The organism is Leptospira mayottensis 200901116 (assembly GCF_000306675.2).
Lineage (GTDB): Bacteria > Spirochaetota > Leptospiria > Leptospirales > Leptospiraceae > Leptospira > Leptospira mayottensis.
The window spans coordinates 1,901,565-1,918,957 of the sequence record NZ_CP024871.1 but is presented as its reverse complement, the minus strand read 5'-3'; the positions used below and the strand labels follow the sequence as shown (position 1 = coordinate 1,918,957).

General features: G+C 38.6%; 14 protein-coding genes and 2 pseudogenes. 8 read left to right on the top strand and 8 right to left on the bottom strand.

Features of this window, described 5'->3' with window-relative positions; translation table 11 throughout:
* Nucleotide 1 precedes the first annotated feature (1 nt).
* Both lipA and LEP1GSC190_RS08625 read left to right on the top strand, forming a co-directional pair.
* Nucleotides 2–907: a lipoyl synthase gene (gene lipA, locus LEP1GSC190_RS08630; RefSeq protein WP_086004813.1), complete on the top strand. Its 906-nt coding sequence runs from the start codon at nt 2–4 to the stop codon at nt 905–907.
* The gene (locus tag LEP1GSC190_RS08625; protein ID WP_002763771.1) at nt 895–1,188 is read left to right on the top strand and encodes a hypothetical protein; all 294 of its coding nucleotides are present in this window, start codon (nt 895–897) and stop codon (nt 1,186–1,188) included. Before lipA ends, LEP1GSC190_RS08625 begins: the two co-directional genes overlap by 13 nt.
* Before the next feature lie 268 nt (nt 1,189–1,456).
* Here the strand turns inward: LEP1GSC190_RS08625 and LEP1GSC190_RS08620 are convergent, their stop codons facing one another.
* Nucleotides 1,457–2,623, bottom strand: coding sequence for a lipoprotein LipL45 (locus tag LEP1GSC190_RS08620; protein ID WP_004280712.1), 1,167 nt, complete (start codon nt 2,621–2,623; stop codon nt 1,457–1,459).
* Between the two features lie 996 nt (nt 2,624–3,619).
* Here LEP1GSC190_RS08620 and LEP1GSC190_RS08610 point away from each other — a divergent pair.
* On the top strand, nt 3,620–4,939 hold the full coding sequence (locus LEP1GSC190_RS08610; protein WP_036047940.1) for a radical SAM protein: 1,320 nt from the start codon (nt 3,620–3,622) through the stop codon (nt 4,937–4,939).
* A 328-nt stretch (nt 4,940–5,267) separates the two neighbouring features.
* Here the strand turns inward: LEP1GSC190_RS08610 and LEP1GSC190_RS20210 are convergent.
* A pseudogene (locus tag LEP1GSC190_RS20210) lies at nt 5,268–5,597 on the bottom strand (DUF1564 family protein); the annotation flags it as partial.
* A 563-nt stretch (nt 5,598–6,160) separates the two neighbouring features.
* Here LEP1GSC190_RS20210 and LEP1GSC190_RS08595 point away from each other — a divergent pair.
* Nucleotides 6,161–7,267, top strand: coding sequence for a DNA alkylation repair protein (locus LEP1GSC190_RS08595; protein WP_002761726.1), 1,107 nt, complete (start codon nt 6,161–6,163; stop codon nt 7,265–7,267).
* 63 nt (nt 7,268–7,330) lie between these two features.
* On the opposite strand, the gene LEP1GSC190_RS08590 is transcribed toward LEP1GSC190_RS08595, so the two are convergent.
* From LEP1GSC190_RS08590 to LEP1GSC190_RS08580, 3 genes are read right to left on the bottom strand one after another with little or no spacing between them, the layout of a single operon-like run.
* Nucleotides 7,331–8,014, bottom strand: a complete 684-nt coding sequence (locus tag LEP1GSC190_RS08590; protein WP_002761738.1) for a TIGR00266 family protein — start codon at nt 8,012–8,014, stop codon at nt 7,331–7,333.
* Between the two features lie 13 nt (nt 8,015–8,027).
* Nucleotides 8,028–8,702, bottom strand: a complete 675-nt coding sequence (locus LEP1GSC190_RS08585; RefSeq protein ID WP_002761695.1) for a TIGR00266 family protein — start codon at nt 8,700–8,702, stop codon at nt 8,028–8,030.
* A 15-nt stretch (nt 8,703–8,717) separates the two neighbouring features.
* Nucleotides 8,718–9,383, bottom strand: coding sequence for a TIGR00266 family protein (locus tag LEP1GSC190_RS08580; RefSeq protein ID WP_002761724.1), 666 nt, complete (start codon nt 9,381–9,383; stop codon nt 8,718–8,720).
* Between the two features lie 124 nt (nt 9,384–9,507).
* Here LEP1GSC190_RS08580 and LEP1GSC190_RS21035 point away from each other — a divergent pair.
* From LEP1GSC190_RS21035 to ptsP, 3 genes and pseudogenes are all read left to right on the top strand, one after another.
* Nucleotides 9,508–10,100: pseudogene (locus LEP1GSC190_RS21035) on the top strand (Rossmann-fold NAD(P)-binding domain-containing protein).
* 300 nt (nt 10,101–10,400) lie between these two features.
* Complete coding sequence (gene lpxC / locus LEP1GSC190_RS08570) at nt 10,401–11,306, top strand: UDP-3-O-acyl-N-acetylglucosamine deacetylase (RefSeq protein ID WP_002761799.1); 906 nt, start codon at nt 10,401–10,403, stop codon at nt 11,304–11,306.
* Nucleotides 11,307–11,422: 116 nt separating this feature from the next.
* Nucleotides 11,423–13,165, top strand: a complete 1,743-nt coding sequence (gene ptsP, locus LEP1GSC190_RS08565) for a phosphoenolpyruvate--protein phosphotransferase (protein ID WP_051019788.1) — start codon at nt 11,423–11,425, stop codon at nt 13,163–13,165.
* A 173-nt stretch (nt 13,166–13,338) separates the two neighbouring features.
* Here the strand turns inward: ptsP and LEP1GSC190_RS08560 are convergent, their stop codons facing one another.
* The 3 genes from LEP1GSC190_RS08560 to LEP1GSC190_RS08550 all read right to left on the bottom strand — a co-directional run bounded on the left by LEP1GSC190_RS08560 (nt 13,339) and on the right by LEP1GSC190_RS08550 (nt 16,823).
* Entirely contained in the window at nt 13,339–14,022 is a 684-nt protein-coding gene (locus LEP1GSC190_RS08560) for an LIC11631 family protein (RefSeq protein ID WP_002761764.1), read from the bottom strand.
* A gap of 94 nt (nt 14,023–14,116) precedes the next feature.
* A complete protein-coding gene (locus LEP1GSC190_RS08555) occupies nt 14,117–16,162 on the bottom strand; it encodes an AMP-dependent synthetase/ligase (protein ID WP_002761756.1) in 2,046 nt (681 codons plus the stop codon).
* Nucleotides 16,163–16,325: 163 nt separating this feature from the next.
* On the bottom strand, nt 16,326–16,823 hold the full coding sequence (locus LEP1GSC190_RS08550; protein ID WP_002761795.1) for a TlpA disulfide reductase family protein: 498 nt from the start codon (nt 16,821–16,823) through the stop codon (nt 16,326–16,328).
* A gap of 88 nt (nt 16,824–16,911) precedes the next feature.
* On the opposite strand from LEP1GSC190_RS08550, the gene LEP1GSC190_RS08545 reads away from it, so the two are divergent.
* Nucleotides 16,912–17,340, top strand: coding sequence for a hypothetical protein (locus tag LEP1GSC190_RS08545; RefSeq protein ID WP_002761752.1), 429 nt, complete (start codon nt 16,912–16,914; stop codon nt 17,338–17,340).
* Nucleotides 17,341–17,393 lie beyond the last annotated feature (53 nt).

Below are 17,393 nucleotides of genomic sequence, written 5' to 3'. Positions count from 1 at the left end.
GATAAATCCGCTTAAAAAGAAACCTCGCACTCATTTTCTCCAAGAAGCTCCTGAAAAACCGGATTGGCTCAAAGTAAAGCTTACTTTTCCCGACCCGAAAAACAATCCAGTTGCCATAGTTCGGGATTCTCTGGAGAGAAAAAAACTCAACACTGTCTGCGAGAGTGCTTCTTGTCCAAATCTAAACCATTGTTGGTCCAGAAAGACGGCGACCTATATGTTGGGAGGAGATATTTGTACAAGACGGTGCTCTTATTGTGATGTTGCTTCCGGTAGACCCTCCGCTTTGGATCGAGACGAACCCAAACGAGTGGCCGAATCGGCAATCGCTCTTGGCTTAAAACACGTAGTAATTACCGCCGTGAATCGAGACGATTTAGAAGATGGTGGTGCGGCTCACTTTGCAGAAACGGTGGAAGCAATAAGAGAGGGACTTCCGGATTGTAAGATCGAGCTGTTAGTCCCGGATCTTAAGGTTCGACCGGAATCTTTGGAAATTATTTTTCAGTGTAAACCAGATATTTTCAATCACAACGTGGAAACTGTAAAACGTTTGTTTCCCGAAGTCGCCCCTCAGAAAAAATATGAACGTTCTCTCGACGTTTTAAAAATCGCCTCCAAAAAAGGATTTCTTACAAAGAGCGGATTGATTTTAGGAATGGGCGAAACCGTGGAAGAAGTGAAAGAATGTATGAAAGATTTAACCGGGGTTGGGGTTTCCTTGCTGACACTCGGACAATACCTTCAGCCGACACCAACTCACCTTCCCGTTAAAAACTATGTTCTCCCGGAGGTGTTTCAAGAATTGAGAATTTACGGTAAGTCTATCGGATTCAAAGGAGTTTTTTCGGGTCCTCTAGTCAGAAGTTCCTATCACGCAGACGAGCAAGTCTCATGGAACCCCTAGAAAACTTCGGTCCTTCTCCTGAAGAGATTAAGAAACTTATCTACCACTCTATTATTCAATTTCTTTCCAATCACGAAGGTCCCGTCAGTAGATTCGAAGTTAAAAACCTTTTGGAAAAAACGATTAACTTGATCCCGAACTTAGACGCACACTGGGCAGAAATCAATCGATTCGGTAAGAATAAAATGGTTCTTCACTGGAAAGAGAGGATCATGCTTATCGACATGGAAGAAATTTTGGAATCGATTTATTCGCTCTGGAATCAAAGATTCGATTTTTGAAAAGAATCCACTTGCCTTACCTAATAATAAACGGACCGATCTGAAAAAGTAAACACAGTCATAACCGTATTAAAAGTTGTTGGATCATTTTTTCAAAGTTTTGGGTTTGTTCTGAAACTTGATAAAAGTTCAAATTGTATCTTTATTTTTACTTATGGAAAATAAGCTTAGAAAATTCTTCGTTGAAACAAATAATATCCGTAAAATAAAAAACCCAGGAAATACCTGGGCTTTTTTCACCTGATTTCAGGTTCAGTCGTCTCTGTTATCAAAATTTAGCTTTTGTTTGGAAGTCGTAAAGCACTTCCCGAACATCCGCTTGATTGATCTTCTTAATCCCTTGCTCAGTATGGACAATCATCGTAGATCCTTGTTGATCCACAATTGCACCGATCATTGAAGATCCATCATTCATGATAATCTTTTCGATTCTTTCATAGTAATTTATGATATCCTTACTGGATTTCAGTTCTTTGGGAGCGGAAACTAGGATTTGTTTGAATTTCTTAACTTCTTCTTCCTGACGAGTTGCTATTTCACTTTCTAGTTTTTTTCTCTCAGCTTCCAGAGAAGCGGCTTTCTGCTCGTCAACTTTTCCGGACGATTCCTCATTAATACGAACCATTTTTTCCGTAGTCTCTTTGTCTACGGTTACAATTGTTCGAATCTCCTCTTCTTCTTTTTTAGAGATTCCGGAACTATCCAGTTTTTTTACAACACCGGCGATATTCTTTTCACTGATTTTAGAGGAATCTTTTACATCCAGAGACTTATCGTCAGCCTTCAAAACAGAAGCTTGATTTTTCTCTAGAATAACTTCCGAAGATGTAACACTTTGTTGGATTTTTTTCAGATTTTCATTCTTCGCGATTTCTTCTTCGCTCAAACCTTCCAGGATAGCAACTCGAGGAGCTACTGCAACCGCGCCGTCTAATACTTTTACGATCGCTTTGTCAGATTTAGATCTGTCTACGATAAAGGAAGTTCCTCGCACACCAGCGATTGCAGTTGGAGTGACCACAGAAAATTGATCTTCTTTGGAGGCCTTATTGACTTTCGCAAAGACTTTCCCGGAAACAAGTGCGAGCCTTGTGTCGGAATTTCCTTTTGAATTTATTGTAAGAGCATCAAAGTCAATTACGGAATTTTCGGAGATTCGAACCGCAGATCCGTCTGCAAATTGAATATCGACTTTGGATTTATCTTTCGTACTGACTTTATCTCCAGTTTTCAGACTAGCGCCCAATATGGCTTTCTCTTCGGTTAGATCAGTGTGAAGAATTTTAGCTTCTCCTACACTGAACACAACAACAGCTGATGGACTGTTTTCTTTACCAGTAGCAGCAGCCTTAGAACTTTCAGGTTTCTTGCAAGCGTTGAACACCAAAACTCCGGTGGTCAATACGATTGAGGAAACGATTAAGAGCTTCTTCATACCATTTTCCTTAAGATTGGATTGATAACAAGACTGCGGTGATAGACAGCCTCTATCTATTATTTCTCAACAAACAATAGAATCTTTTTTTTCAATTCTTTCAATTTTTTTTTACTAGACAAAAACAAAAACATTTCTAAGCCAAAATCGGCAAAATAAACTTATCTGTCTGTGTGCTATTGATCCTATAAAATCGAGTACCGTAAATTTTTATTACAAAACACTGTTTTCAGTCAAAATATCGGGTACTCTGTTTATATGGTTTTGAGTAATGATTTGAAACGAAACTCGTTTGAATAGCTCAATTCGAGATCTTTTTACTGGTTTTCTGCTAAAACTCGGATTTTATTTGTTATTAAAATCTTCATATATATATATACAGATCTGCTAATTTAGACGGTTTTTTCTTCCCTGCACCATTGCCATGTTAATCAACTGCTCTTCAGGCCTTAGAGTTATTCATGAATCGATTAGATTTACATTGGTTTCGGAGATAATATAGGCCCTTCTTACAGAAATGTGAATATAATCGGTTATGGTTTTTGAGCGAGAATTTAAAGAATGAATTTGTCGAAAATCCAAAGCGAAATTTATGATTCCATTTCAATATAGAAAATCTGGGCCCAAAAACAATTCCGAATCGAATAAACGTAAGAGTTCACACAGATTACGTCCCTATGGAGTTTCGAACAGACTTTTTTGTTGCTAAACTCTCGTGGGAATTCCTACATTCTGAGGTTTTGAAACAGATTCTTGTTCTATTCTGATTGTTTTATCAAGAACTCACTGAATGATTATAACTGATTTCTTTTAAGGCTTTTAGGACAAGACCCTCCAGTATTTCTTCGAGCTGGTTATTTGAAGCTGTAAAAGGTTTGGTTTCTCATATTTTTAAAAAGATTATTTCTTTTTTTCATTTCTTCTTAAAATCGGATCCGTTTTCCGAAAAAAACTGCGTGTCATTACAGTTCCTTTGGAGACATTGTCTTTATCAAGATGGAAGCCACAGATTCAATCCGCCAAAATTCTACCATTCCACTTCTGGAAGAAATGGAAAGGAAATATAAATCCATTCCCATGGAAGCCATCGTCAAACAAGATATCCTTAGACAAGGAATCCATTTTCTTAAAGAAGCTTTTGATGTAACAGGAAAATACAAAACCAAAGATTATTTCATATTCTCCTTTGATCATATTCCACTTTCAGAATTAGAAGAAGGCGCAGACCTCAAAGCTCCCGAAGAAATCAAAGTTTCTGGCGGTCATTTCAGCCTACTTCCTACAGTAATTTCCACGCGTAACAATCCGAATTCTCCCTACAAAGTCAAAAAGTCCCTGGATGGAAATCCTTCCCTATATCTTGGCGAAACGTTTTTAGGGGATATTGAGTTTCCACCTCTTCCCACTTGGTATCGTCACAAAACAAAAAACGGAAAACTTCCTGGTGAGATTGCACCTGTAATCGAATGGGGATATTTGATTTATCTTACCGTTTTTAGAAACTGTCAGTACTTTGGAAAAGAAGAGGAATGTGCATATTGTGATATCAATCATAACTATCGCCAGCAGAAAAATGCAGGGCGTCCCTACACTGGTATAAAAGACATCGAAGACATCTTGGAAGTTTTATCTTGGATCGACGCGGAAGATCAAACTGCAAAGGTTTATACGATTACCGGGGGAAGTGTAATCACATCCTTAAAGAAAAAAAATGAAATCGATTTTTACTTGGATTACGCGCGAGCAATTGAATCTAAATTTCCGGGAAGATGGATGGGTAAAATCGTCTCTCAGGCTTGGGAAATCGAAGATTGTAAGAAATTCAAAAATGCGGGCATTCAGGTTTATCATCCGAATTATGAAGTGTGGGATAAGAATTTATTTCAAAAAATCTGTCCTGGTAAAGAAGCCTACATTGGAAGAGACAACTGGATTCGAAGAGTTGTGGATTCTGCGGAAGTTTTTGGTCCCTCTTGTGTAATTCCAAATTTTGTGGGCGGAGTGGAACTTTCCAAACCGTACGGATTTGCAACTGTTAGGGAAGCAATCGCTTCCACGGCAGAAGGTCTGGATTTTTTTATGTCAAAAGGAATCATGCCACGATTTACTGCCTGGTGCCCTGAACCTTATACAACTCTTGGGACACAAGCGGGTCCTCCTCTGGAATATTTTTGTGAACTATTGACTGTATGGAAATCTATATTCGAAAAATATAATCTACCGGTTCCTCCCGGTTACGGTAAACCTGGTCCGGGTAAAGCTGTTTTTTCTGTTTCCGCTTTTATGGACGTGATTGGTTACCGACAAAGAAGTTAAAACGATATTCGTTTTTATTGTCATCTATATCCATTTTTTCTTTAACGTTTTTTTGGTATGGGGCGATCGGAGATAATCTCAAAACTTAGTAAACTGGTTTTAGAGAAAATATGAGAGTTTCCACATTTCCGATACACCGAACTCGTTTTAGATTACAAACAGAAAAGATATTTTCGTTCTTTACGATAGCATTAATCTTTAAGTATAAAAGAAGGTTTCCGGTTCGTAGAGGAGTTCGGTGTGTGACTCGGTTATTCAAGCAAGTCTATAACTGGTAAGACTGCGGGAGAATTCCCCGATTCATCATATCCATAATAGAGCTTCCCTAACCTAACCGTAGAAGATAATTAAAAAGATAACAACGGGCACACGCCGTAGAATCTATAGCGAAAGTTTCAAAAAGAGTTTAGCTTGCAGAGAAACATTAACTCGTCTCATCTTTCTTTTTCCAGGACTGGTGGAGTAATACAAGGTTCACCGAGCTTTTTTACCGAGACGTTTTGAAGTGAAAGAAACTTTTCATACCTTTTCAAAAATTGAGGATTTTTCTTTGGAGGAAGTTTTAAATTTTTTTCGGAAAAACAAAGCCAGGTAATCAGAAAGTAACCGTTTCGGAGCGACTTTCTTGAAGAATCGAACTGATTTCACGATTGAACATCCCATACCGAACACGGTTTTTGGAAAGAATGAAGCGAACTGGATTCGCTTATGAAAAAAAATTAAACAAAATGTGACGAACTATTACAAAATATATAATATTCATAAGTTCGAATGTTTTTATTTTAATCACACAAGGATGTTTCTTTAAAATTTCCATTTAGAAGGTCTTCCAAAATTGTGAAATCTACCCGGAGAGATATGGAAAGGATTGTGTTTATACCCCCCATTTCCGTAGTAGTAAGGATTGTTTCGATGATATGGATAAAGTTGACCTTGGTAACCGTAATTTTTGTTATATCGATTACAATATTGAGAATATATTGTGTTTATAGTATAACAGTCATCGTAGTATCTATATGATCCGGAATAACAACCCAGAGATAAAAGACATCCTGCTCCCAGTAATCCTAAATAGAAAAGAAATTTCATTTTCATGGAATAGTCTCCAGACATTAGACACCTATCTATGAGTATAGATTTATCAAATTTAAACAAAACGATTGCACTTATGGAAAAAAGAAATTTTGTTAATTTAAAGGGAAAAATTTTAAAATCTCGTATATGCCAGAACTACTCAAAAATTTATATTCAAAAAATGTATTAGAAAAAATTGCAATTTCCTTCTCAAAAGAACTTCCTGCAATCTCTCAGAAAGAATGGATTCAAAAATTCAAACAAAAAGATTGGGAAAAGCTCGAACTCAAACAAAGGATTCGAAGGATTGGAGAGATTTTAGCAGCAGCTTTACCAAAGCCTTTTCCAAAGGCTCTAGAGCCATTGTTTAAAATTACGGATTCATTTGAAAAATCTTTTGCGGGAAAGGAGATTTTTCTTACGATCTTTTTGGGAGATGTAGTTGAAATACTTGGAATGGACTATCCGAAAGAATCGATGCAAGCAATCGAAAGAATTACAAAGCTGATCTCCTGCGAATTTTCAATTCGTCCTTTTTTGATTCGGCACCCGACGCTCGTCTGGAAACGAATGTTAAAATGGTCTTCCCACCGGCATCCGGGCATCCGTAGATTGTCCTCTGAAGGAAGTAGACCTAGACTCCCCTGGGGAATAGGAATTCCAGGTTTAAAGCAAAATCCTCGGAAAACCCTCCCGATACTCGAAAATCTGAAAGACGATGAAGATGAAATTGTACGAAGAAGCGTAGCAAATCACTTAAACGATATTTCCAAGGATCATCCGGATTTAGTTTTAAAAATCGCACAAAAATGGATTGGATTCTCAAGAGAAAGAGACACACTTTTAAAACACGCGTTACGCGGCCTTCTAAAAGCGGGGAATCCAAAAGCGCTTAAAATTTTCGGCTTTGATTCAAATGTAAAAGTGAAAATTTCAAGTCTAAAATTAAAATCAAAAATTGTCAAAATCGGCGAAAGTCTTGGTTTTAGTTTTACCGTTCAATCGGAAGAATTAAAACAAACATATCTTCGAATCGAGTATAAAATTCAATATACAAAAGCTTCCGGAAAAACTTCCAAAAAAGTTTTTCAAGTGGAGGAAAGATTTTTCCTTCCGAAAGAATCGGTTTCTTACAAAAAGCAACAATCTTTTAAACAAATGACAACCCGAGTTCACATTCCAGGAAGACATACTTTGGAAATACAAATCAATGGAGTTCTTAAATCCAAAGTCGATTTTCAAGTTGTTTCTTGATCTTATAGGAAACCACTCTAGCAGTTTCTATACACAAACTCCTAAGGTCAAATTCGTATTAAATCAACTTGAAGAAGAGGATTTTTCCACCCTTCTCCACTGATTGGCCCATGCAGCAAACGAATTTTGATTTCTGGATTGGATATATAACTTCCCAGTACCGGAAAACACCGCCACCAAACCTTCCCCGCTGAGGAAAAGGGATTTAAGCCCTCCTACCTTTTGAATCGTATAATTCAATGATCCTTCAAAACCAACAATATGACCCGTGTCCACGATATACTGACCGTTAACATCAATCGTATGAATTGCACCAAAACTCGAAAAGAAAAGATCCCCAATCCCACTTACCTTTAAGAAGAACAAACCTTCGCCAGAAAAAAAACCTTTGAATCCTCCCCATTTGCTGTCGATCAAAAGAGATTCGGAACCAGCAACATAAGCTCCTCGACTAAGAATCAGATCCTCTCCGTTCATCTTACGGTATTCTATATCGCCTTGAGTAGCACTCGTTAGGAAAATCATTCCCTTTCCACTTTCCGCTTTGAACGTATTTTGGAAAAAAGATTCTCCACTCAAGAGAGCACGTTTTGCAGAAGCCCAAATTCCACCTTCTGCTTTAGTAACCATTTTTATAGAAGGACTCATCGCTACCATCGCACCGGATTCGGCTCGGATGGATTCTCCATCTTCTAATTGAACTTGAACGATTGGAAAATCAGGTTTTAATAATATTTCATGTTTCACGATTCATTCTCCCTTATCTTTTGATTGGAGGTAATTGGTCTCTAAACCAACTACCCAAAGAAGGAACGTTTCTAGATTGAATCCAAACCTTTCCTTTCCCTCTAAAGCGAGCAACAAATCCTTCTCCACCGAGAAAGAAAGACTTCCAACCGCCGAACTTAGTCATCTCGTAATGCAAGCCCTCGTCAAAAGCTACGATATGACCTGTATCAACAATCATTTCTCCGTCCACGTTTAATACGTCGATTCCTCCGTAACTTGAAATCAGAAGGGGGCCATTTCCGGAAAGTTTCAGGAAGAACAAGGATTCACCGCTAATAAATCCTTTGAGCCCTTGAAACTTCGTATCCATTTCAATGTTTGGTGAGGAAGCAAGAAAAGAACTCGATTGAACGTAAACTGTCCCGGATAATTCGATCTTGTCCACGTCTCCCGGAAGGGTAGGAGCAAGGAGTATTTCTTCGTTTCCGGAAGAAGCGGTAAAAGTGTTCATCCAGAAAGATTCCCCGCCGAGAAACGCAGCCTTTAAACTTTTTAAAAATCCCCCTTGTTGCGCTTTATGAGTTTGGATCGTGATTCCGGAACTCATGGACATCATGGAACCGGATTCCGCCTTAATAGATTCCCCTGCGTTTAGGAGAACCTTTGCGAAGCTATATGACGGTTTACTGAGAATTTCAATATTCATAATATTCCTTTTTTGTTATCCAGGGAGAAGACCAGTGAGCCAGGATAGAAAACCCGAAGGCACTCTCGTTTGGATTAAAACTTTTCCATGACCTGTAAATTCCATAACTAGCCCTTCTCCTCCAAAAAGAGTCGATTTCCAATTTCCGCCTGCTTTTGTAATTTTATATTGAAGACTTTTATCAAATGCAACCACGTGTCCTGTATCGATTGTATAAGATCCTTGAACGTCAATCGGAAGAATTCCACCGTATGCATTCAAAAATAATTTTCCGTTTCCCAATATCTCCAAAAGAAAAATTCCTTCTCCTCCGAAAAAAGAACGTAGTCCTCCAAACATAGACTTCATCGTAATAGTTTCATCAGATGCGAGATAAGCACCCGCTTCTACAATAAGTCCCGTATCTGTAAGATCGACTCCTACTACATCGCCCGGAAGCTCGGGAGCAAATCCGAGCTCCGCTCCCCCGGAAGGAGCCTTAAATATGTTGAAAAAGAAAGACTCTCCTCCGAAAAATCTTCTGGAAATTGCAGAAAGAAATCCGCTTCCCATTTTGGTTTCCACATTGACACCAGGAGTCATGTAAACCATGGCGCCCGCTTCTGCTTTGATCGTTTGCCCCGGTAACAGTTTTACTTTCAGGAAAGAATACGAAGGTTTGTGAATGATCTCGTAATTCATAGAAGCAGTAATGTAAAAAAATTGATCAAGAACGTCAATCTGAAAAGTACTTTCAGAATAGATCTTGTGTTGTTAGTTTGGAAGTAAGATATGATTTAAAGAAAAATTTTGATTACAGGATCCAATCCCCGGTTTGGAGCTTATCAAACAATTTCTCTCTAAGGTAGATCAAGTTTTTGCTTTATGCAGAAAGTCTTCTTTGGATTTGGTTCTTATAAAATCGATTCGTATCTTGGAAGGTGTGTTAGATTTGAATTCGATCCGAGACTTATCAACCAAACTCACTTGATACAAGATCAATGTTCTCATTAACAATACTGGAATTTTGATCCCCGGCAATTTGCAAAGTTTGAAAGAAGAAAATGTTTTTACTCAATTCTTGAGTCAACGTTATGGGCCTCACTCGACAGCGATTGTGTTTCAAACCGGCTTTGTAACCGTAATACGCTCTAGAATTGTTGTGATCCCATTTTACTCGTTCAGAAGACAAGCTTTGCATTCGTATTTAAAGATGGCAAAAGAGTCTTCACCGTTTTGAGAGGCTCTGGATTTTAAGTCCCAAGGGAATCTCTTGTCGGAATTTTCCATTCGGGATGACTTAAAAGGACCGAAGGTCCTACAATCGAAAGTGCACAAAGTCTTATAGAACGAATCGAATCTTTGGATTTAAACAATTCAGGAAAATTTTTTCATTCAAACGAAGAAGAGCTTCCTTAGTAGAAGCAATGGGAACATAACCGTGGTCCTTGGGGTACACAGTTGCAGAAAAGAGACAATAGGAATGAAATTGATTCCAAATTATGTCGGATTTAGCTTTAAATCCTGGTTTAGGAGTCTGAAAAAATCGATTTAAATAGATCTTTTGGCATAAAGTTTGCTTGATTAGCGTAGAGAGATAAGATTTCAAATCAGGAAAAAATTTGGATTTTGTCTCTTAATAAATCTGAAAGCGAACTTCGAACCCATAACGACCGTCTTTTTGGTTGAGAGGCAATAAAAATCGAATACTTAAAAACTATGAAAGAAATCCTATATAGAAAATCCATACAAGATAGAGTTAGAATCAAAGGGATTGGGCTTCATTCCGGAAAGGAAGTGAATTTAATAGCTCATCCTGCCCCATCTGGTACAGGAATCGTTTTTGAATATCGAAAAGACTTAGAAAAGGCATCGATTTCCGTTGAACTCAGCAATGTAGTTGATACCAGTAATGCAACTACTCTGGGAGATGGCCTTCATAGGATTCAAACTGTGGAACATCTCTTGGCGGCAATTTACGCGCTCGGTCTAACGGATTTGATTTTGGAAATCGACGCTGTGGAAGTCCCGATTATGGATGGTTCCTCGCTTCCTTTTTTACAAGCACTTGAATCGGCAGGAATTGTAAAATATCCAGAAATTATAGAGCCGATTTACGTTCAAAATCCACTTTGGGTTGTGGACGGAGATAAGTATCTGGTTTTACTTCCCAGCGATGAACTCAAAGTAACCTACACAATCGACTTCAATCACCCGCTTCTGAAAGGACAAAACATTACGATTTCCCTAGATAGAGAAACGATCAAACAAGAGATTCTTCCAGCAAGAACCTTCGGTTTCTTAAAAGATGTAGAGGCCCTCCAAGCAAGAGGTCTTGCGATGGGTGGTTCTTTGGACAATGCAATCGTTTTAACCCAAGACGGATACCTGAACCAACAGCTTCGTTTCGAAAACGAATGTGTTCGTCATAAAATTTTAGATCTTTTTGGAGACATATCTATCGCAGGTCGACCGATTATTGGACATTATCTTGCGTCTAAAGCGGGACATGCGCTGGATATTTCTATGGCCAAACTTGTAATGAGCAGTGTTACCGGAGACGAAATCAGCAAATACAAAAGTCGAAGAATTCCTCTTTTCAAAAGAAAAACTGCAACTGTTTAAACTTTCCGGTATTTTCGTTCGATCGATATAAAAACGGGAACCTTATCTGTCTAGAAAAGAATTGTCAGATTCTTCTTTTGGGGAATTCTGTAGTCGAGTTAAAGCTCGTTTTTAGAATGATCCCTTCCAAACGTATAGTTTTTCCAGGAATTACGGCCTTTCCGGGAAAACTATACGGTAAGGTCTTAAAAACTGGAAAAAAACGAAATACAATTCTCACCGGAACCTACATTCACGAATCCGAAAAAGAAGAAGAAATACAGAAGTTCTCTATCGCATTGGAAGAAAGCCTTCAAAGTTTACGGATTTTGATTGCTTCTCTTGAAACTTCCGGGCCGGACCAAAAAGAAATCCAAGAGATTTTAGAAACACAGGCTATGATTTGCTCTGATCCAAGTCTTGCAACCTCGGTTCGAAAAAGGATTTCAGAATTCGGAGAAAACGCGATTCTTGCCGTACAAAACGTAACTCACGAAATTTCCGAAAAATTTAAAGCTATGGAGAATGAATTCTTCCGGGAAAGAGTGGATCATTTTCAAGATGTCTCAAATCGATTGATCGAGTTCCTTGCGGGTAAAAAGGAAGAGGATTCCTTTCTTTCTGGCTTAAAAGAGGATTTGATCTTGGTCGCAAGGGAACTTACTCCTTCTCAAATGATCCTTATGGATAAAACTCGCATTCGCGGAATCGCAACCGACCTAGGTGGAAAAACAGGACATATGGCAATCCTAGCGAGAAACTACGGGATTCCTACTATCGTAGGATTGAAGGATTTTTCCACACATGTCAAAGACAACGAATTCATCTTTTTAGATGCGGAGTTGGGAAATGCAGTTCGTTTTCCAACTTTAGAAGAAGTAAAGTATTACGGATTTTCCTCTTCTTATCCTACGGAAGAAAGTGGGACTAAAAAAATTAGAGCCGTAAGCAAAGATGGGATTCGTGTTCGAATCAAATGTAATCTTGAAACCGAACTCGATTGCGAGCAGGCAATCAAATTCGGAGCTGAAGGTGTGGGACTTTTTAGAAGTGAATCTTTATTCTTAAAATACCAAGACAGAAATGTTTCTGGCGAAGAACAGTTCCTCGCTTACAAAGCAATCGCAGAAGGGATGCAAGACAAACCGGTAATCATTCGCACCTTCGACATCGGAGCCGATAAATTTTCAACGGGAGAACTCGAAGAAAATCCATTTTTGGGAAACCGAGGTATACGTTATTCGCTTTCTCATCCGGAATGGTTTGCAGAACAACTAACGGCGATTTTACGAGCCTCCGCTTTTGGAAATGTTAGTATTTTATTACCGATGATTACGGGTCCCGGGGAAATTATCCGTACTCGCGAACTTTTGGAAGAATGCAAACGCAAATTAAGTACTAAAAAGGAAAAATACAATAAAAAAATCAAGATCGGTGCGATGATTGAAACTCCTGCTGCGGTTGCCGCTTTAGATCTGATCGCACGAGAAGCGGATTTTTTTTCAGTGGGAACGAATGATCTACTTCAATACATAATGGCGGTGGATAGAAACAACATCCACGTTTCTTCTTTATACAATCCGTATCATATCGCTTTTTTGAGAGCTTTGATCAAAATCGTAGAGGTTTCAAGAAACTACGACAAACCGCTCAGTCTCTGCGGAGAGCTTGCATCAGATACAGACTTTACGATCTTTTTAATCGGAATTGGAATTAGGGAGTTATCGGTTTCGATTCCATTTTTAAACCCGATTCGAAAAATTGTCCGATCGATTTCCCTACACCAAGCAGGAATTTTAGTAAGAAAGATCTTAGAACTTTCCGAAGAAGAAAATTATGAGAGTATCGAAGCCTTCCTTTTCAGTAAGCACCTAAGTTAATGTAAATTCGTGGAGAAAAAGTTTGGGCGAATCGTTCGCAAATTTCATAGCTAAAATGGCTCGCGACCTGAGGCGCTTTCATAAAAAGCGTTTCATTGAGCTTTTTCGTTCCAATTCCTTCGGAATTTCCACTACAATCGCTTTTGCATTTGTTATACCGAATTCACGTTAAGTTAAGAATTTTCAATTTCCAAAATCAAAAATATGAAAGAATCCCACGTATTTTCCTTCTCTTGAAAGAAAACAGGTCCTATGTTTTCTTTTTCTTTCTTCAGACAAAGATAAGAATGCTTTTCCGTTCTCAGATAAAATTTTCCACAATTTCCAGAAAGTATTTGGATGAGATCCTTTAGAAGTTTTGGAAGATTTTTATCGTCTCCCGGAAGAGCGACTCCCGCAATCAGAATTTCCCGGTTTTCAAAACTTCCTTCAATAACAACTGCCTTCGGGCTCCATTCTTCGAACAATTCCTTTTCATACGTGACAAGCACTGGGTTTAAAATCTCATGAATTTTAGAACTCAACTTTATCGGAAATTTTTTTCCGAACACTTTCGGGATAAATCCTTTGGTCTTGAAAAGATTCCAGTTTTCGAATCCGTTGATTTTGGAAAGTCCTAAAATAAACCCAGGACTAAGTCCTTGTACAGTGATCGTACCTTTACAACGATCGGCAAGAATAGATCTCATACATAGAAAACCGAGATTAAGCGGAGAAAACTCCCCCACTTTGGAAAAATCCCAAACCTCGTTTTCTCTGAGCGGTGAAAGATAGAGATTGTCGAGGGCGTATATATCTCCTTGTCCCGAAGGAGAAAATACGGAAAATTTCTGGATTTGTTTCGGAGTGCCAGTCATACAAATTCTATCGGTATGACGTCAAATTCTCCTAAGAAATAAAAAGCCGACCTTTAAGGTCGGCTTTCGAAATCTAATAAAAAATTAGAAAATTCTAATCCTGATTTGTAGAATAGATTTTCTTGATTTTGTCTCCGTATTTTTCAGTGATCACATGACGTTTCATCTTCATCATATTGTTGAGTTCGTCGCCAACTTCGAAAGGTTTAGAGATCAGTATAAAAGGAGTCACCTGCTCGAATGATTTGAATCCGTTTTTGGTGTTGTTCAGGGCCTTAATCTCTTTTCTGTATAGATCATAGACCTTCGGATTTTCAATCAATTTATCCTTGTTCGTTTCGTTGATTCCATTTTCTTGTGCCCACTCTTGGAGTTTTTCGAAATCTGGAACCACAATTGCACCTAAATTTTTCTGATCTTGTCCAATCACCATACATTGACTGATGTAAGTGGACTCCTGGAGTTTATTTTCGATCGGCACTGGTTCCACATTTTCCCCTCCAAGAAGAACTACTGTATCCTTAGCACGACCGGTGAGAGTTAGGGTTTTCTTGAAGTTGATCATTCCCATATCTCCAGTGTTCATCCAACCATCGGTTATCGCTTTAGAAGTAGCTTCCTCATTTTTGAAATAACCTTTCATGACTTGAGGTCCTTTGACAAAAACAACCCCTTTCAATCCGAGTTTTCCCTGAGTAATTTTTCCGTTTTCGTCCATCTCGGTCAACACCGCATTGTTATCGTTACGGATCTGAAGTTTTGTTTTGGGAGCGATCACACCCACAGAACCGATGATGAGTTTTTCAAAAGTCCTTACCGAAATCACGGGAGAAGTTTCGGTCATGCCATAACCTTCTAAAACGTTGATTCCAATGTTACCAAAAAATTCATCCACGTGTCTGGGAAGAGCCCCCCCTCCGGATATAGACGCTTTTAATTGACCGCCCGTAGCTGCTCTAATCTTAGCAAGAACGATTTTGTCCAACGTAAAGCTGTTTAAAAGAAGCGCTAAACCTGCTATAACGTAGAGAAAAGAAGTCAGATAATACAACTCGGTCCTCGCGAGATAAACGCCTAATACACCTGCAAAAATGGTGAGAGTAAATGGTCCCGTTAAAAGAAACTGGATGAACATTAGAATTCCGTAAAAGAAAGACCCGATTGGATTTCTTCCTGTATAATCCACTTCGATTCCTTTCAAAAAACGGAGCGCTTGATTTTTCTTTCTGGAAAAAAAATATGCGAGTCTAAAAAGACCTCTGCGAAAAGCGGGAGTCTGAGCCGGATCATTGATCCGGGTATAAATTCCGTTGTAAATGTTTTCCCAGAGTCTAGGAGCGGAACCCATAAACGTAGGTTTTACGGTAGCCAAATCCTGACGAAGATCCCTTACATTCGTATAATACGTAGCGGCTCCGAGTCCGATACAAACATACTCTACAACCCTTTCGAATACGTGCCAAATCGGAAGAATGGAAAGGAGACGGGCTTCCGAATTGATATCCAACATAGGACTTACGTATATTATTTGATGCATCATGTTGGAATGTTTCAACATTACACCTTTGGGAAGCCCAGTAGTTCCTGACGTATAAATCAACGTGAAAAGGTCCTCCGAATTGATTGCGGAAACTCTCTCTTCCGCTTTTCGGGATCCGCCTGCCCGAAGTTTTTTACCTTTTTCAATTAGATCCTGCATCTTCAACACACCGGGAGAGGTGCTCATTGGATCCATCATGATCAAAGTTTTTACGTTAGCCAGCTGAGACTTATTTCTGTTGAATTTTTCGAGCATTTTATCGTTTTCGATAAAAACAACTTCTACTTCCGAATGATTGAGGATATAAACAATTTCAGAATCAGTAATATCAGTCCCACGCGGAACATCCGCCGCACCCGTAAGAATCACGCCGTAATCCGCGATGATCCATTCGATCCGATTGTCAGCAAACAAACCTACTCTTTGTCTCTGCTGAACACCTAATTCAATCAAAGCTTCCGCAAGTTGAATTCCTTGCTCGTACAGTTGAAAGTACGTCATTGGATAGTAATTTTTTTTAGAGTCCTTGGAAAAAAAAGCCGGTAGATCCCGATATTTTTCCGCGGATTCACGAAACAGTTGCGCTAAATTTTCCGCCATCAAACTAATTTAACTCCTGGTATCTTTCGTTATTACAACTTAGGAATTCCGACAAAGATCCTGTTGACAAGGATTCAAGAGTAAATAGGGAACCTAGGAAAGAAACCTTTTTTTCAAAATGTTCCCCGGGAGATTCTATTTTATTTACTTTGTTATGTAATGCTTATGGTGCAGAGAACCAATTAGAAAAATTTGCTCTGAGTTTTGGATAATCTTTTTCTCGGATGCCGTATTGAATTTTCAAGAGAGTTCCCGATGAACTAAAAACAATCAAGGCGGGTTGCCCTTCCACTTTATACTGATTGATAAACGTAAAATTCCGATCCACAAAAAACGGGTACGTCATCCCAAATTCCTTCGCGGCTTTTAAGTGTTCTTCTTTGGAAAGTTCCGGCTCGGTGTTAATTCCCAAGAGAACACCATTCTTTCCTTGTAGATCTTTCGAAAGTTTTTCTAAAACCGGAACTGCGTCCTTACAAGGTTCACACCAGGAAGCCCAAACATCTAAAAGTAAAACTTTTCCTCTGTATTCCTTAAGAGATGTTCTATGTCCATCCAAGTCGTATAGAGAAAGCTGATAGAGAATTGATTCTTCCTTGGTAAAATTACAGGAGAATCCCAGAAAAAAAATGAACAATAAAATCGGACGAAAACTCCACATGATCTCCCATCCTATTAAAAAACGTGACTCAAGTAAAAGGAAAAAATCTTTTCAATACAATCGTTCACTTCAAATTAGGATCACTCCAGTGAATCCAATCTTTTACAATTATTTCTCAGGTCCTGAAGAATTTTTATCTTATCTGAAGAAAGATCGATTTTGTGGCTCGGGATTGATTTCCACACCCGCACAAAAGGAGCCTTACTTTTCGGAAACAGATCGAAAGGCAAAATTAGAATTTAAACAAGGTAGACTATTGATTCTACTCGAAGGAAAAGAAAACTCGAAATCTTTTTCAATTCCTTTAAACCCAACCGAAACAAATTCAAAAGAAAGATATAAGTTTGAGTTTTTCCCGGACTATCTCCACTTTGAGAATGGAGAAGAAGGATTTTCCGTAAAACTTCAGCCTTTAGATCGAAAAAGAATCCATCTCCAGATCGATTCTAAAATCGGTTTGGAATTTTCAGGAACTCTTACCCGGCTTGACGGTTGGAGAAAATGGTTTTTAGGTTGATCCCAAAACCAACTGTAGCCATAAGTTTTACAGTGGATCTTTGAATTTTGTAG

What these genes read in the sequence shown, in the direction of transcription:
- LEP1GSC190_RS08625 (WP_002763771.1), top strand. Translation starts at nt 895, where the DNA reads ATGGAACCCCTAGAAAACTTCGGTCCTTCTCCTGAAGAGATTAAGAAA.
- LEP1GSC190_RS08620 (WP_004280712.1), bottom strand. Translation starts at nt 2,623, where the DNA reads ATGAAGAAGCTCTTAATCGTTTCCTCAATCGTATTGACCACCGGAGTT.
- LEP1GSC190_RS08610 (WP_036047940.1), top strand. Translation starts at nt 3,620, where the DNA reads ATGGAAGCCACAGATTCAATCCGCCAAAATTCTACCATTCCACTTCTG.
- LEP1GSC190_RS08595 (WP_002761726.1), top strand. Translation starts at nt 6,161, where the DNA reads ATGCCAGAACTACTCAAAAATTTATATTCAAAAAATGTATTAGAAAAA.
- LEP1GSC190_RS08585 (WP_002761695.1), bottom strand. Translation starts at nt 8,702, where the DNA reads ATGAATATTGAAATTCTCAGTAAACCGTCATATAGCTTCGCAAAGGTT.
- LEP1GSC190_RS08580 (WP_002761724.1), bottom strand. Translation starts at nt 9,383, where the DNA reads ATGAATTACGAGATCATTCACAAACCTTCGTATTCTTTCCTGAAAGTA.
- lpxC (WP_002761799.1), top strand. Translation starts at nt 10,401, where the DNA reads ATGAAAGAAATCCTATATAGAAAATCCATACAAGATAGAGTTAGAATC.
- ptsP (WP_051019788.1), top strand. Translation starts at nt 11,423, where the DNA reads ATGATCCCTTCCAAACGTATAGTTTTTCCAGGAATTACGGCCTTTCCG.
- LEP1GSC190_RS08560 (WP_002761764.1), bottom strand. Translation starts at nt 14,022, where the DNA reads ATGACTGGCACTCCGAAACAAATCCAGAAATTTTCCGTATTTTCTCCT.
- LEP1GSC190_RS08555 (WP_002761756.1), bottom strand. Translation starts at nt 16,162, where the DNA reads ATGGCGGAAAATTTAGCGCAACTGTTTCGTGAATCCGCGGAAAAATAT.
- LEP1GSC190_RS08550 (WP_002761795.1), bottom strand. Translation starts at nt 16,823, where the DNA reads ATGTGGAGTTTTCGTCCGATTTTATTGTTCATTTTTTTTCTGGGATTC.